The sequence below is a fragment of the Thiohalobacter thiocyanaticus genome, from assembly GCF_003932505.1.
Classification (GTDB): Bacteria; Pseudomonadota; Gammaproteobacteria; order Thiohalobacterales; family Thiohalobacteraceae; genus Thiohalobacter; species Thiohalobacter thiocyanaticus.
On sequence record NZ_QZMU01000001.1, the window covers coordinates 1649621 to 1663979 of the forward strand.

The 14359-nt window shown below is 65.7% G+C and carries 15 protein-coding genes; 10 read left to right on the forward strand and 5 right to left on the reverse strand.

The genetic code is table 11. The annotated features are described in order from the left end of the window. The first annotated feature begins 28 nt into the window (after positions 1–28). Genes D6C00_RS07710 through D6C00_RS07720 form a run of 3 tightly spaced genes read left to right on the forward strand, consistent with a single transcriptional unit; the run spans position 29 to position 2532 of the window. Positions 29–1747, forward strand: coding sequence for a potassium/proton antiporter (locus D6C00_RS07710; RefSeq protein ID WP_125181183.1), 1719 nt, complete (start codon positions 29–31; stop codon positions 1745–1747). A gap of 54 nt (positions 1748–1801) precedes the next feature. Then, complete coding sequence (locus tag D6C00_RS07715) at positions 1802–1993, forward strand: acetyltransferase (protein ID WP_125181184.1); 192 nt, start codon at positions 1802–1804, stop codon at positions 1991–1993. 35 nt (positions 1994–2028) lie between these two features. Further along, positions 2029–2532 carry a cytochrome c gene (locus D6C00_RS07720; protein WP_158675356.1) on the forward strand — a complete coding sequence of 168 codons (504 nt, stop codon included), beginning with the start codon at positions 2029–2031 and terminating at the stop codon, positions 2530–2532. Positions 2533–2535: 3 nt separating this feature from the next. Here D6C00_RS07720 and D6C00_RS07725 read toward each other — a convergent pair whose 3' ends face one another. The 3 genes from D6C00_RS07725 to D6C00_RS07735 are packed head-to-tail and all read right to left on the reverse strand — an operon-like array spanning position 2536 to position 4620. Then, a complete protein-coding gene (locus tag D6C00_RS07725) occupies positions 2536–2892 on the reverse strand; it encodes a DUF488 domain-containing protein (protein WP_125181186.1) in 357 nt (118 codons plus the stop codon). 20 nt (positions 2893–2912) lie between these two features. Next, positions 2913–3782, reverse strand: coding sequence for a lysophospholipid acyltransferase family protein (locus tag D6C00_RS07730; RefSeq protein WP_125181187.1), 870 nt, complete (start codon positions 3780–3782; stop codon positions 2913–2915). A 58-nt stretch (positions 3783–3840) separates the two neighbouring features. After that, positions 3841–4620 (reverse strand): tRNA 2-thiocytidine biosynthesis TtcA family protein, encoded by a 780-nt coding sequence (locus D6C00_RS07735; RefSeq protein WP_125181188.1) that lies wholly within the window; start codon positions 4618–4620, stop codon positions 3841–3843. Positions 4621–4729: 109 nt separating this feature from the next. Between D6C00_RS07735 and D6C00_RS07740 the strand changes: the two genes are divergently transcribed. From D6C00_RS07740 to dtd, 4 genes are all read left to right on the forward strand, one after another. Beyond that, positions 4730–5158 carry a rhodanese-like domain-containing protein gene (locus D6C00_RS07740; RefSeq protein WP_125181189.1) on the forward strand — a complete coding sequence of 143 codons (429 nt, stop codon included), beginning with the start codon at positions 4730–4732 and terminating at the stop codon, positions 5156–5158. 320 nt (positions 5159–5478) lie between these two features. Next, positions 5479–5970, forward strand: a complete 492-nt coding sequence (gene dsrE2 / locus D6C00_RS07745) for a sulfur carrier protein DsrE2 (RefSeq protein WP_170165459.1) — start codon at positions 5479–5481, stop codon at positions 5968–5970. A gap of 502 nt (positions 5971–6472) precedes the next feature. Continuing rightward, entirely contained in the window at positions 6473–7429 is a 957-nt protein-coding gene (gene pip, locus D6C00_RS07750) for a prolyl aminopeptidase (protein ID WP_125181190.1), read from the forward strand. Between the two features lie 5 nt (positions 7430–7434). After that, positions 7435–7884 (forward strand): D-aminoacyl-tRNA deacylase, encoded by a 450-nt coding sequence (gene dtd, locus D6C00_RS07755; RefSeq protein ID WP_125181191.1) that lies wholly within the window; start codon positions 7435–7437, stop codon positions 7882–7884. On the opposite strand, the gene rnd is transcribed toward dtd, so the two are convergent. Next, complete coding sequence (gene rnd / locus D6C00_RS07760; protein ID WP_125181192.1) at positions 7874–9034, reverse strand: ribonuclease D; 1161 nt, start codon at positions 9032–9034, stop codon at positions 7874–7876. The genes dtd and rnd overlap by 11 nt on opposite strands. A gap of 18 nt (positions 9035–9052) precedes the next feature. On the opposite strand from rnd, the gene D6C00_RS07765 reads away from it, so the two are divergent. Next, positions 9053–9247, forward strand: coding sequence for a DUF1289 domain-containing protein (locus D6C00_RS07765; protein ID WP_125181193.1), 195 nt, complete (start codon positions 9053–9055; stop codon positions 9245–9247). A gap of 10 nt (positions 9248–9257) precedes the next feature. Here the strand turns inward: D6C00_RS07765 and gorA are convergent, their stop codons facing one another. After that, positions 9258–10607: a glutathione-disulfide reductase gene (gene gorA, locus D6C00_RS07770; RefSeq protein WP_125181194.1), complete on the reverse strand. Its 1350-nt coding sequence runs from the start codon at positions 10605–10607 to the stop codon at positions 9258–9260. A 223-nt stretch (positions 10608–10830) separates the two neighbouring features. On the opposite strand from gorA, the gene D6C00_RS07775 reads away from it, so the two are divergent. Beyond that, positions 10831–11973, forward strand: coding sequence for a PAS domain-containing sensor histidine kinase (locus tag D6C00_RS07775; RefSeq protein ID WP_125181195.1), 1143 nt, complete (start codon positions 10831–10833; stop codon positions 11971–11973). A 94-nt stretch (positions 11974–12067) separates the two neighbouring features. Continuing rightward, positions 12068–14107, forward strand: a complete 2040-nt coding sequence (prlC, locus tag D6C00_RS07780; RefSeq protein ID WP_125181196.1) for an oligopeptidase A — start codon at positions 12068–12070, stop codon at positions 14105–14107. The last annotated feature ends 252 nt before the right edge of the window (positions 14108–14359 follow it).

Genomic DNA, 14359 nt, shown 5'->3' on the forward strand with positions numbered 1-14359 from the left:
CCGCACCCGCATCCGAGCAGTCTCCCCTATGGACATTGTCAATCAGCTGATCCTCGTCGCCGCCGCGCTGCTGCTGATCAGTATCCTGGTCAGCGTGCCCTCCCGCCGCGTGGGGATGCCGCTGTTGCTGGTGTTCCTGGCGCTGGGGATGCTGGCCGGCGCGGAGGGACCCGGGGCGCTGGAATTCGACAATTACCAGGCCGCCTATCTGATCGGCTCGGTCGCACTGGCCATCATCCTGTTCGATGGCGGCCTGGGCACGCGCGCGACGACCTTCCGGGTCGGCCTGCGCCCGGCGCTCAGTCTGGCCACGCTGGGGGTGATCATCACTGCCGCCGTCACCGGGCTGGTCGCCAGCCTGGTGTTCGAGTTGAACTGGCTGCAGGGCCTGCTGCTCGGCGCCATCGTCGGCTCCACCGATGCCGCGGCCGTGTTCGGCCTGCTGCATGCCCAGGGCCTGCGGCTCAAGGAACGCGTCAGTGCCACGCTGGAGATCGAGTCCGGCGCCAACGACCCCATGGCGATCTTTCTCACCCTGGCGCTGGTGGAACTGGTCGCCGCCGGGGCGACCCGACTGGACAGCGGTGTGCTGGTCATGCTGGTGCAGCAGATGGGCCTCGGGCTGGTGCTGGGCTACGGCGGCGGCCGGTTGCTGGTGTATGTAATCAACCGGCTGCCGCTGGCCACCAGCCTGTATCCACTGCTGGCCCTGGCCGGGGCCCTGGTGATCTTCTCCGGCACCCTGAATCTCGGCGGCAGCGGCTTTCTCGCCGTGTATGTCGCCGGCCTGGTGCTGGGCAACCGGCCGCTGCAGGCCAATCTCGGCATCCAGCGCTTCCACGACGGCATCGCCTGGCTGGCGCAGATCGGCATGTTCCTGATGCTGGGCCTGCTGGTCACCCCCAGCGCCCTGCTGGCGGTGGCGCTGCCGGCGCTGGCGGTCGCGCTGGCGCTGATCCTCATCGCCCGGCCGCTGGCCGTGTTCATCAGCCTGCTGCCCTTCGGCTTCCCGCTGCGTGAACAGATCTTCGTCGGCTGGGTGGGTCTGCGCGGCGCGGTGCCGATCATCCTGGCCCTGTTCCCGCTGCTGGCCGATCTGCCCAACGCCCAGCGCTATTTCAATGTCGCCTTCTTCGTGGTGCTGGTCTCGCTGATACTGCAGGGCTGGACCCTGGCCCCGCTGGCCCGCCGGCTGGGCCTGGAGGTGCCGACCACCCCGGGCTGGCACCGGCGGCTGGAGCTGGACCTGCCCGGTCAGCTCGACTACGAAATGGTGGTCTATGTACTGAGCGAAGACAGCCCGGCGCTGGGCGAGACCCCGGCCACCCTGCGCGTGCCTCCGGGGGTCGGCGTGGCCGGCCTGATCCGTGACCACGCGGTCATCGCCGGCTGCGAGGCGGTCCGGCTCGCCGTGGGCGACCATCTGCTGCTGCTCGCTCGCAGCGAGGATGTCGAGGCGCTGGACAAGCTGCTGACCACCGATAAGGTGCCCGAGCACCTGCGCGAGTCGCGCTTCTTCGGCGAATTCGTCCTCGACGGGCACGCCACCCTCGGGGATGTGGCCGGCGTCTACGGCGTCGAGGTGCCCGCGGACAGCCGCGATTCCAGCCTGGCCGAGGTGCTTGCCCGCGCCTTCAAGCGCCGGCCCGTGGTCGGGGACCGCCTGCCGCTGGGCAACCTCGAACTGGTAGTGCGGGAAATGGAGGGCGAGACCATCACCCGGGTGGGCCTCAAACTCACGCATTAGCCGGGCACCCCGGCTTTGGCAGGGATCCCGGCGATGTGCTGTAATACAGGCGCTATGGACACTGACTCCCATCAGGATCCAACCAGGCTGCAACTGGCCGAAGCGGTCCGCATGGCCTGTATCCAGGCCATGCGCCGGGGCTACCAGGACGCAGCGACCAGCGGGCTGTGTGCAGAGGGCGCACTGGAAGCGGCAATCGGCGCGGTCCAGCAACTGGATCTCGAGACGCTCGTCCAGGTCGAATGAAGCCTTCTCAGGTTCAGCAACTGCGAGGACACACGATGCAAGGCACAAGCGTTATCGGGACGGTTCTGGGACTGTGGCTGCTGCTGGCCGGATCGCCCGTCGCACTGGCCGGATCACCGCAGGGCGCAGCGGCACCGCTGCAACTGCCCCCGAAACTGCAGCAGGCCCTGGTTGACGAGATGATTGCGGTCAATGACGGAATGACCGTGCTGCCCGAGGCCATCGTCAAGGCGGACTGGGAACGGATCATTGAGACCGGCCACCTGATCGAAGGCAGCTACATCCTCAATCAGCGCCTGTCGCAGGCCGAACGCGAAACCCTGGTCCAGTCCCTGCCGACCAGCTTCAAGTATCTCGACCGGCGGCTGCATGAACATGCCGGCAAGCTGGCCCAGGCCGCCGAACGCCGTGATGGCGAGCTGGTCCGGTTCTATTTCGGCCGCATGCTCGACAGCTGCGCGGGCTGTCATGCCGTATATGCGAAACACCGCTTCCCGGGCTACGAACGCCGTGACACCACCGGCGATCACCAACACTGAGCTTCAGTCCGCCCCCAGCATCTTCAGATACTGCATCAGCACCACGGCGTTGTTGTGCGCCGCGTCACGGGCCCCGAAGACCAGTGTCAATCGGTCCTGCCGGGCGGCAGCCGCCAGCCGCCGCAGGGCATCACGGTGAGCCTTGAGTTCGGCCAGATAGGCCCGGCGGAATTCGCCCCATCCCAGTTCACCGCCATGCAGGCCCCGGCGCAGTTCCTCGGATGGGGCCGTCTCCCTGAGCCACTCGTCGATCTGCAACTGCTCGCGGGACAGACCCCGCGGCCAGAGGCGATCGACGAGCACCCGGTAACCATCGCCCGCCGCCGGCGGGTCGTAGGCACGTTTGACGGCAACCGACATCTCCTCTCCTCCGTATCGGGTCACCCCTGTGTCCGGCCGTCGCCCTTGAAGCGCCGGTAACTCCACTGGTACTGCTCCGGCAGGGCGCGCACGCAGTCCTCCACCGCCCGGTTCAGGGCGGTGGCCGCGATCACCGGATCCGGGTCGGCAACCGCCGGCGGCAGCGGCCGGATGCGTACATGGTAACCCCGCGCCCGGGGCAGGCGCTCGCACCAGGCGATGAAGACAGCGGCCCCGGTCCTGCGGACCAGGCGCGGCAACAGGTGCATGGTGTTGGCGGGTACACCGAAAAAGGGCGCCATCACCCCATGGCCGGGACCAGGATCCTGATCCGGCAGGATCCCCACCACCTCCCCATGGCGCAGGACGGTGAGCAACTGTTTCACCCCTCCGACATCGGCCCGCACCAACCGGCCGCCCAGGCGGGTGCGCCCGGCCTGCAGCAGCGGCTCCAGCCGCGGGATGCGCAGCGGCCGGTACAGGTTCCAGATGCCCCATTCCAGACCGCCGATCTGCCCCGCCATCTCCCAGCTGCCCAGATGCGGGGCGGCGATGATCACCCCCCGGCCGGCGGCCACGGCCGCATCCACCGCCTCGCGGCCCTCCAGTCCCACCAGCAGGGCCCGGGCCCGCGCCGGGGTCAGTGACCAGAGGTAACCTGCCTCCAGGGCGGCCTTGCCGGTCTCGATCAGGCTGCGCCGCAGGATCCGCCGCCGTCGGGCCGGCGCGAGTTCGGGCAGACAGCGGGCGAGATTGTCGCGGGCATCCCGGCGCAGCGGATTGGGTATCCAGTAGAGCAGACTCCCGATGGCCCCGCCCAGGGCCTGGCTGACCCGCAGCGGCAGCCGGGATGACGCCCAGACAAGACCCCGGATCAGGTAATAGCGCATCGAATAATGGCTTCAAATCCCACTTTATATAGAAAATCGTAATATCTGACGGGACATATCAGGCGTTTGCCGATTTTTTGCCTGTAAATGGGAATTCGTAAATATTTTTATGTGAATCGTTATCCATGAGTGGGCGCATACTGCTGAGAAGCGTCTTAAAAAGCTGACTGTTGTGGGATTCCTCCTGAACCAGCAGCGCCTTCATGTGAGCGCGCTGGGTCGGCATGCGGAAGCAGGCCGGACAGTTGTCCTTGATCACCGGCAGGCCGGCACTGGCGGCGAAGTCGGCCAGCTGACGCTCGCGCGCATAGACCAGCGGCCGGATGATGCGCAGGTCGCCGTCATCGTTGCGGTAATGCGCCTTCATGGTCTGCAACCGGCCGCCGTGAAAGGCCGACATCAGAAAACTCTCGGCCAGATCATCCAGGTGCTGACCCAGCGCCAGCACGTTGTAGCCCTCCTGGCGGGCGGTGGTGTACATGGTCCCGCGCTTCATGCGCGCACACCAGCTGCAGTAGGAGTCCTTGCCCATGTGATCCAGCGCCCGCTCCATGATGGGTTCGGCGCGAAAGTGATAGGGTACACCCAGTTCGGCCAGATAGGGCTTGAGCCGGGCCGGCTCGAACCCCTCGACCTCGGGGTCCACGGTCATGGCCCCCAGCTCGAAGCGGATCGGGGCATGGCGTTGCAGATGCATCAGGATATGCAGCAGCGACAGGGAGTCCTTCCCGCCCGACAGGCCCAGCAGGATGCGGTCCCCGTCCTGAATCATGCGGTAGTCGGCAATGGCCCGGCCGGCCGGGCGCAGCAGGGATTTGGGAGGTCGGATCGCGGTCATGGCGGAAAGGTAACGACATGCATACCGACTGGCAAGTGACACAGCGCTATACTCGGACGGAACCCACGCCGGCCAGGCCGGCGCAACCGGTGCCTGAGCGGAGACAGCAATGAGTGAGGAAGAGGTCAGGGCACTGAGCGCCCGGGCGGCAGCCGAGCTGCTGGAACACAACCCCCGGGCGGTGCTGATCGATGTGCGATCCAACATGGAGTTCCTGTTCGTCGGCCACCCGGTGGGGGCAGTGCATGTGCCCTGGATCGATGAGCCGGACTGGGTGATCAACCCGCATTTCGTCACCCAGGTGCGCCAGGTACTGCTGGGCGGCGTGTGCCGGGAGCCGGACGCCGGCTGCGCACCGGTCATCCTGATCTGTCGCAGCGGCAAGCGCTCGCTGGAGGCCGGCCGCGCCCTGCTCGCCGCCGGGATCGCCGACGTCTACCACGTGGCGGAAGGTTTCGAGGGTGAAATCGACGAAAATCACCACCGCAGCTCAGTCGGCGGCTGGCGCTTCCGCGGCCTGCCCTGGGAGCAGTGCTGAACCGGCATTGCGGGTCAGGGATTCGCGGATTGACTCGGCCCCGGGGTCCGCATATATTCCATCATTCGTTGTCATGCGCCGGGCCGGCCCAGCCGCGCCCGCTGCAGCGCGGATGAACGGGCGCCGCAATTATATTATTAAATCATGTGTAGCGGCGCAGCCCGGAACAACCCATTTCCACGCACTCACGGTGCGGCGAGGAGGAGCACAGCATGTCGGATACAACCCCCAACGAACAGATGGACCAGTGGCTGAGCGAGAAACTCGACGAGCTGCTGCCGCAGAAACTGGAGGCCATCGAGCAGAACAAGACCCCGAGCATGGCGCTGATCGCCACCAAGGGGACCCTGGACTGGGCCTACCCGCCCTTCATCCTGGCCTCCACTGCCGCGGCGCTGGGCTGGGACACCCATATCTTCTTCACCTTCTACGGCCTGCTGCTGCTGAAGAAGGAGATCCCCTCCGAGGTCAGCCCGCTGGGCAATCCGGCCATGCCGATGAAGATGCCCTTCGGACCCAAGTGGTTCCAGAACTTCACCTGGCCGATGCCGAACCTGATCATGGCCGGCATCCCGGGATTCGAGAAGGTCGCCACCTCCCTGATGAAGAAGACCTTCAAGAACAAGGGCGTGGCTACGGTCGAGGAACTGCGTGAGCTGTGCATCGAGGCCGACGTGAAGATGTCCGCCTGTCAGATGACGGTGGACGTGTTCGGCTTCAGCCAGGACGAGTTCATCGACGGCCTGGATTATGTCGGCGCCACCTACTTCCTGCCGGTGGCGCGCGAGTCCGACGTCTGCCTGTTCATCTGAACCGGCATACCGATCCGGCACCCCAAGGACCCGCGCTTGCGCGGGTCTTTTATTTTCAACAGCGCCACGGAATACACGGAAAGCACGAAATCTTGTTCTGTCATTGCCGGGCGAGTACGCGAACGACCCCGGGGTGCAGCGCACCACGGCAATGAACCATGACTTTATGCTTGGTATTTTTCCGTGCTTTCCGTGTATTCCGTGGCGCTCTTACTTGAATTGAAGGCGAAAAAAAACCCGGCGGGTACCGGGTGAGTTGCCAAAAAGAGGCTGGAAGGCATGATTATTAAGCTTATTGGCGACACACTACCCGCGATGGGGATACCCTCCCAGATATTGATTCCGCATCGCGAGTCATGCCGAGCCTGACCCCGGATCCCGCATCCTGCGGAAGCCCCGAGGCCGCACAGTATGGTTTCACGGCGGCATCCCCGCCGGACAGTCGGAAAATGATGATTTATTTGTAAGCCTATGCTTACAAGCCAGTCGAAGGGAGGTGTTCGTGGCGGGTCTGTATCCCGATATCAAGCCCTATGTGCAACACACGCTGGACGTCGAGCCCCCGCACGTCCTGCATGTGGAGGAATGCGGCAACCCCACCGGCCTGCCGGTGGTCTTCCTGCACGGCGGCCCGGGCGGGGGCTGCGAGCCCTACCATCGGCGCTTCTTCGATCCCGAGCGCTACCGGATCGTGCTGTTCGATCAGCGCGGCTGCGGCAGCTCCACCCCGCACGCCGAACTGCAGGGGAACACCACCCAGACCCTGGTGGCGGATCTGGAGCATATCCGCGAGCACCTGGGCATCGACCGCTGGGTGGTGTTCGGCGGCTCCTGGGGTTCGACCCTGGGACTGGTCTATGCCCAGACCCACCCCGAACGGGTGCTGGCTCTGATCCTGCGCGGCATCTTCCTGTGCCGGCCGCGCGACATCGCCTGGTTCTACCAGGACGGCGCCGGGCGTCTGTTCCCGGAACACTGGGAAGAATACCTCGAGGTCATCCCGGAGGCCGAGCGCGGGGACATGGTGCGGGCCTATCATGCCCGCCTGACCGGCGACGACGAGGTGACCCGGATGCAGGCGGCCAAGGCCTGGGCCCTGTGGGAGGCGCGCGCCTCGACCCTGCTGCCGCGGGATGCCGTGATCGAACACTTCGGCGCGCCCTACACCGCGCTCAGCCTGGCCCGGGTCGAATCCCACTATTTCGTCAACAACTGCTTCCTGGAACCGGACCAGATCCTGAATCAGGCCGGGCGTCTGCACGACATCCCGGGTGTCATCGTCCACGGACGCTATGACTGTGTCTGCCCGGTGGAGCAGGCCGTCGCGCTGCACCGGGTCTGGCCCCAGGCCCGGCTGCAGATCGTGCCCGACGCCGGCCATGCCGCCAGCGAGCCCGGCATCATCGAGGCCCTGGTCAGCGCCACGGACAGCTTCGCCGACAAGCTCGGGGCCTACTGACCCGGATGATCGGACTGCTGCAGCGGGTGAGCGAGGCGCGGGTGACGGTGGGCGGGGAGACGGTCGGCGCCATCGGCCCCGGGCTGCTGGCGCTGGTCGGGGTGGAGCAGGGCGACGGCGTGGCCCAGGCCGACCGGCTGCTGGAGCGGCTGCTGGGCTATCGGGTGTTTCCGGATGCGGACGGGAAAATGAACCTGTCGCTGACCGATACCGGCGGCGGCCTGCTGCTGGTGCCCCAGTTCACCCTGGCCGCCGACACCCGCAAGGGGATGCGGCCCAGCTTCACGCCGGCCGCCACGCCGGAGGCGGGGCAGCAACTGTTCGAATACCTGGCGGAACAGGCCCGGGCCCGGCATCCCGACCTGGCCTGCGGGCGCTTCGGCGCCGACATGCAGGTAAGCCTGACCAACGACGGCCCGGTCACCTTCTGGTTGCAGGTACCGGTCAGCCGCTGAGCGGCGGCGCCAGCTGCAGCCGGCCGTCGCGGATCCCGGCCTGATGCTCGCCGGCCAGCACCGCGAGCAGCCGGTCGCCGGCCAGTCGGCGCCGCCAGCCCTGCAACAGGGGGCAGTCGTCGCGCCCGCGCAGCAGCTTCTCCAGATCCTTGCGCCCGCCCAGCACGCCGGGATTGATGCCATTGTCCGTAGCGATCAGCCGCAGCACGCCCTGCAGCAGGTCCAGCGCGGCCTCTTCGGCAGGTGCGAGCGGCGGCAGGCGAGTGAAGGCGGGCAGCGGCAGAGGCTCCCGGGTGCGGGCGGCCTGGATGCGTTCGATCAGCTCATCGCCGTGCTGGCGGATCAGGCCGGGATTGAGCCCGCGCGCCCGTTCCAGCTCCACCCGTCGTTTGGGCTTGAGCCGGGCCAGGGTGGCCAGGGTGTCATCGGGCAGGATCCACTTGCGCGGCCTGTCCTCGCGCTGGGCCCGTTCCTCGCGCCAGGCCGCCAGATCCTGCAGGATGGCCAGGCTGGCACCCTTCAGGCGGGTGGCCTCCCTGATCCGCTGCCAGGCCGCTTCCGGATGGACGATGTAGGTCTCGGGATCCAGCAGCAGGTCGAAGTCCGGCGCCAGCCAGTCCAGCCGGCCCTGTTCGGCCAGCGCCGCGCGCAGCGCCGGATAGAGCCGGGCCAGGTGGTAGACGTCATCGGCGGCGTAACGCAGCTGATCGGCGGACAGGGGACGCTGCGCCCAGTCGGTGCGGCTGTGGCCCTTGGGCAGCTCCACGCCCAGGCGCTCGCGCACCAGGTTGGCATAGCCGGTCTGCTCGGGATAGCCCAGCAGCGGGGCGGCCAGCTGGGTGTCGAACACCGGCGCGGGCAGGCTGCCGCGCAGCTGATGGAAGATCTCCAGGTCCTGGTGGGCGGCGTGCAGCACCTTGGTGATGCCAGGGTCGTAGAACACCTCCAGCAGCGGGTCGATGTCCAGCGCCAGCGGATCGATGCAGAACAGCTGCAGATCCGGAGTGGCCACCTGAATCAGGCAGAGCTTCGGGTAAAAGGTCTTTTCCCGGATGAACTCGGTATCCAGCGCCAGCCAGTCGTGGCGGCGCAGTTCGCCGCAGGCGTCAATGAGCGCGGCGGCCTGGTCGATAAAGGCATATTCGGACATAGGCGGCGATCATACAGCATGAACCGGACAGACCCTAAGCCAGACTCACCCTGCATCCGCATGTGCACCCTGGATGACGCCGACGTGTGCCTGGGCTGCGGCCGCAGCCTGAAGGAGATCACGGAATGGGGCGGGGCGGATCCCGAACGGCGGCGCGAGATCCTGGAAGCGGCGGCACGTCGGCGGGCGAGGCGGCCCGGGTGGCGGGACTGACGGGGACACGTCAGCGCATGGTCACGAGTTCCTCGGCACTGGTCGGATGCAGGGCGACAGTGTCGTCCAGATCGGCCTTGCGCGCGCCCATGCGCACGGCCACGGCGAAGCCCTGCAGCATCTCGTCGGCGCCCATGCCGATGATGTGACAGCCCACCACCTTTTCCTGCGCACCGACCGTGACCAGCTTCATCGCGGTCTCGCGCTTGTGTTCGGTCAGGGCGTGATACATGGCCGTGAAGCGGGTCTGGTAGATCGTGACGGCGTCGCCGTGTATTTCCCGCGCCCGGGCCTCGGTCAGGCCCACGGTACCGATGGGGGGATGGCTGAATACCACGCTGGGGATGTTCTCGTAGGGCAGGTGGCGTTCGCTCATGCCGCCGAACAGGCGGTCGGCCAGGCGCCGGGCGGCGGCGATGGCCACCGGGGTGAGCGCGGCCTTGCCGTTGACATCGCCCAGCGCGTAGATGCCCTCGACATTGGTGTTCTCGAACCTGTCGCTGGGAATGAAACCGTTGTCATCGGTGGCCACACCGGCCGCTTCCAGGTTCAGGCCTGCCGTGGCGGGAGTACGACCAATGGCCCAGATCAGCTGGTCGAAATCATCCAGATGCTGGCCATTGCAGCCGCGCAGGCTGAGTTTGCCGCTGTCCTGGCGCACCACCTCGGCCAGCTCCGTGGTGGAGATGATATCGATCCCGTCCTTGATCATCTCCTCCATCAGGCATTCGCGCAGCATGGCGTCGAAGTCGCGCAGGATGTGTTCGCGCCGCAGCACCAGGGTGACATCACTGCCCAGCGCATTCAGCATCCCGGCCAGTTCCACCGCGATATAGCCGGAGCCGGCGATGGCCACCCGCGGCGGCAGCGTGTCCAGCTCGAAGAAGCCGTCCGAAGTGATGCCAAGTTCGGCGCCGGGGATATCCGGCACGGTGGGATAGCCGCCCACGGCGATGCAGATGTGATCGGCCGTGTAGCGCTCGCCATCGACATCCAGGGTACGGGCATCGATGAAACGCGCCCGGCCCGGGATCTCGGCGATGTCGGAGTCGGTCAGATAGGTGTGGTACCAGGTGTTGATGCCGTTGACATAACCGTCGCGGCCGGCCTTGAGCCGGGCCCAGTCGAACCCGTTGCGGGTGATATCGAAGCCGTAGCCGGCGGCATCCTCGAGCGCGTGAGCCAGGGTGGCGCCGTACCACATCACCTTCTTGGGCACACAGCCCACGTTCACGCAGGTGCCGCCCAGCGGCCCGCTCTCGATAACAGCGCAGCGGGCACCGTAACGCGCGGCGCGCTCGGCCACGGAAAGTCCACCGCTGCCGGCACCGATGGCGATAAGGTCGAAGTGTCTGTCCATGATCCGCTCTGCTTCTGCCGAATAACCACAAAAGCCGTCATTGTACCGATGCGGGCCGCAATGAACAGCGCCCGTGCGCCGGGAGGCTGCACGCACTATCCCTTGAAAATACCAGGGAATTAAGGCCAGCCCAGGTGTTCGAAGTGTGATTCACTGCACAGGAAGTACGCCAGTCAGCTGTCTAGACTTGAATCGAAACAGCCACGGACCGCAGCAGAACAACATGCGATACGGACAGCAGCCTTACGGACACACACCCTGCCACCCCTTCCCGGGGAGCTGCGAAGCCCCTGCCGCAGAGTTCGTCCTCGACCGGGCCTTTCATGCCATGCAGGAGGCGGTCCTGGTGTTCGACCCCGACGATCATTGCATTCGTGCCTGCAATCCCGCCGCCAGTGCGCTGTTCGGCTATCACCATGAGCAGCTCATCGGCAGCAGCATCGAGATACTCTATCCGGACCGCAGAAGTTTCCGGGCCTTCGCAGCGGAGAGTGACCTGGAGCTCGACCGGCGCAGCCGTTTTCGCCGCGAGCTGTCGCTGCAACACCAGGACGGCACCACGATCCACACCGAAACCACCGTCATCAGCCTGCGTGACACCAACAGCCTGCAGCGCACCCGGCTGTGCCTGATCCGCGATATCACGGAATACAAGCAGCAGGAACAGGCATTGCACAGGCTCAACGCGCATCTGCAGCAGGTCCGTGAGGCGGAACGTCGGCTGATCGCGCGCGAGCTGCATGACGAGCTGGGCGGCGTGCTCACGCTGATAAGCATCAGACAGCAGCAGGTCCAGCAGCAGCTGCATAAGCAGGTACCGGAACTGAGCGAGGAGCTGCATCAGCTGGCCGATCACATCCATCAGGCAGGCGACGTCCTGCGGCGACTGATCGGTCAGCTCCGCCCGCCTCTGCTCGACCTGTACGGCCTGCAGGCAGCGCTGGAGGACCATGTGGCGCAGGTCTGCTCCTGCACCGGACTGCAGTGCGAACTGCGGCTGGACTGGCCAGGCCCGGGACAGGACTGGCGTGAGCAGGAGCTGACCCTGTTCCGTATCTGCCAGGAGGCGTTGAACAATGTGGTCAAGCACGCCGGCGCCACCCGGGTCGAACTGGCGCTCTCCCACACCCGGCGTCAGGCCTGCCTGGTCGTACGCGACGATGGCTGCGGTATCCGCCAGGCGCAGATACGCCACTCCGACTCCTATGGCATCCAGTGCATGAACGAACGCCTGCGCGCCCAGGGCGGATGGCTGGACATCAAGGCCAACCCCGGCAGGGGAACCACACTGAAGGCGGTGCTGCCGCTCACGGGCAGCGATCGCTGCCGCCAGCGCGCACTCGGTGAATACGAGTTCGGAACCTGATTCCAGTCCGTCCAGGGTCCGCCGTACCTGTGTCATCTCCCTGCGTCTGCGTCTACAATCCCCCTCATCAACGGTAACGATTCCAGGGAAAACCATGACCAACCCCCTCATTGACCTGCAGGGCCTGCCGCCCTTCGGCCGGATCCTCCCCGAGCACGTGGAGCCGGCCATCGACAGCATCCTCGCCGACTGCCGTACCACCGTGCAGCGGCTGCTGGACGAGAACAGCACTTACAGCTGGAACAACCTGGTGCAGCCGCTCGAGGACGCCGAGGACCGGCTCGACCGCGCCTGGTCACCGGTCAGTCACATGAACTCCGTGGTCAACAGCGAGGAACTGCGCCAGTCCTATAACGCCTGCCTGCCCAAGCTGTCGGACTACGCCACCGAGATGGGCCAGAATGAACGTCTGTACGCGGCCTTCCAGCAGATTGCCGACAGTGATGAATATCCATTGCTCGACACGGCCCAGCGCAAGGTCATCGACAATGCCCTGCGTGATTTCCGTCTCTCCGGCGTGGCCCTGCCACCCGGGCAGCGCGACCGCTACCGGGCCATCATGCAGGAGCTGTCCTCGCTGACCGCGAAGTTCGAGGAGAATCTGCTGGATGCCACTCACGCCTGGAAGCTGAATATCACCGATGAAAACCGTCTGGCCGGCCTGCCCGAATCGGCCGTCGATCTGGCCCGCCAGACCGCCGGGCGCGAGGGTCTGGAGGGCTGGGTGTTCAATCTCGAGTTCCCGTCCTATTACCCGGTGCTGACCTACGCCGACGACCGGGAACTGCGGCGCGAACTCTATTCGGCCTATGTCACCCGCGCCTCGGACGAGGGCCCGAATGCCGGCCAGTGGGACAACGGCCCGGTGATGGAGAAAATCCTGGCCCTGCGCCACGAGGTCGCCCGGCTGCTCGGCTTCGACAACTATGCCGAGAAGTCCATCGAGACCAAGATGGCACAGAGCACCGGACAGGTACTGCAATTCCTGAATGATCTGGCCGAACGCGCCCTGCCGGCAGCCCGCGCCGAACTCGACGAGGTACGCGCCTTCGCCCGCGACCAGCACGGGATGGACAACCTGGAAGCCTGGGATATCGCCTACTACTCGGAAAAGCTGCGTCAGCACAAATACGCCATCTCGCAGGAGGAACTCAAACCCTGGTTCCCGGTCACCCGCGTCATCCCCGGCATGTTCGCCGTGGTCCAGCGACTCTACGGCCTCGATATCAACGAGGTCGAGGGCGTGGACGCCTGGCATCCGGACGTGCGTTTCTACGAAATCCGCGACGCTGACGGCAGACTGCGAGGCCAGTTCTATCTGGACCTCTACGCCCGGCCGCACAAACGCGGCGGCGCCTGGATGGACGAGTGCATCTCCCGGCGCATCACCCGCGACGGCCTGCAGACACCGGTGGCCTACCTGACCTGCAACTTCACCCCGCCGGTGGGCGACAAACCCGCACTGCTCACCCATGACGAGGTCATCACCCTGTTCCACGAGTTCGGCCACGGCCTGCACCACATGCTGACCCAGGTCGACTATGCCGGGGTCTCCGGCATCAGCGGCGTGGCCTGGGACGCGGTGGAGCTGCCCAGCCAGTTCATGGAGAACTGGTGCTGGGAACGCGAGGCGCTGGATCTGATCGCCGGGCACTATGAAACCGGCGAGAAGCTGCCGGGCGAGCTGTTCGAGCGCATGCTGGCGGCGAAGAATTTCCAGGCCGCCATGATGATGGTACGCCAGCTGGAGTTCTCCATCTTCGACTTCCGCCTGCACAGGGAATACGACCCCGACCGGGGCGGTCGCGTCTACGAGATTCTCCAGGAAGTGCGCGATCAGGTCGCGGTAATGCAGCCGCCGTCCTTCAATCGCTTCCCGCACAGCTTCTCGCACATCTTCGCCGGCGGCTACGCGGCGGGCTACTACAGCTACAAGTGGGCCGAGGTGCTTTCCGCCGACGCCTTCTCCGCCTTCGAGGAGAGCGGCGTCTTCGACCACGAGACCGGCAGGCGTTTTCTCACCAGCATCCTGGAGCAGGGCGGCTCGCGCGAGCCGATGGAGCTGTTCATCGAGTTCCGCGGCCGCGAACCTTCCATCGACGCGCTGCTGCGCCACAGCGGGCTGGCCGCTTGAATTAAGGTAAGCGGCAGTAACGCAGAGAACGCAAAGACGCAGAGGCGAAAAGGATGTGATAATAAACCCATACAACCCAGATGGCACCGTAACTGTCTTTCACAGCGGCAGGAAATGTTAACTGCAAACTTGAAGAATACCGTCATTCCCGCGGAGGCGGGAATCCAGTGACCGCAGCGGTGTCTGGATCCCGGCCTTCGCCGGGATGACGGAATATGCGCTGATTTTCATTTAGCCTTATATTCTGACTCT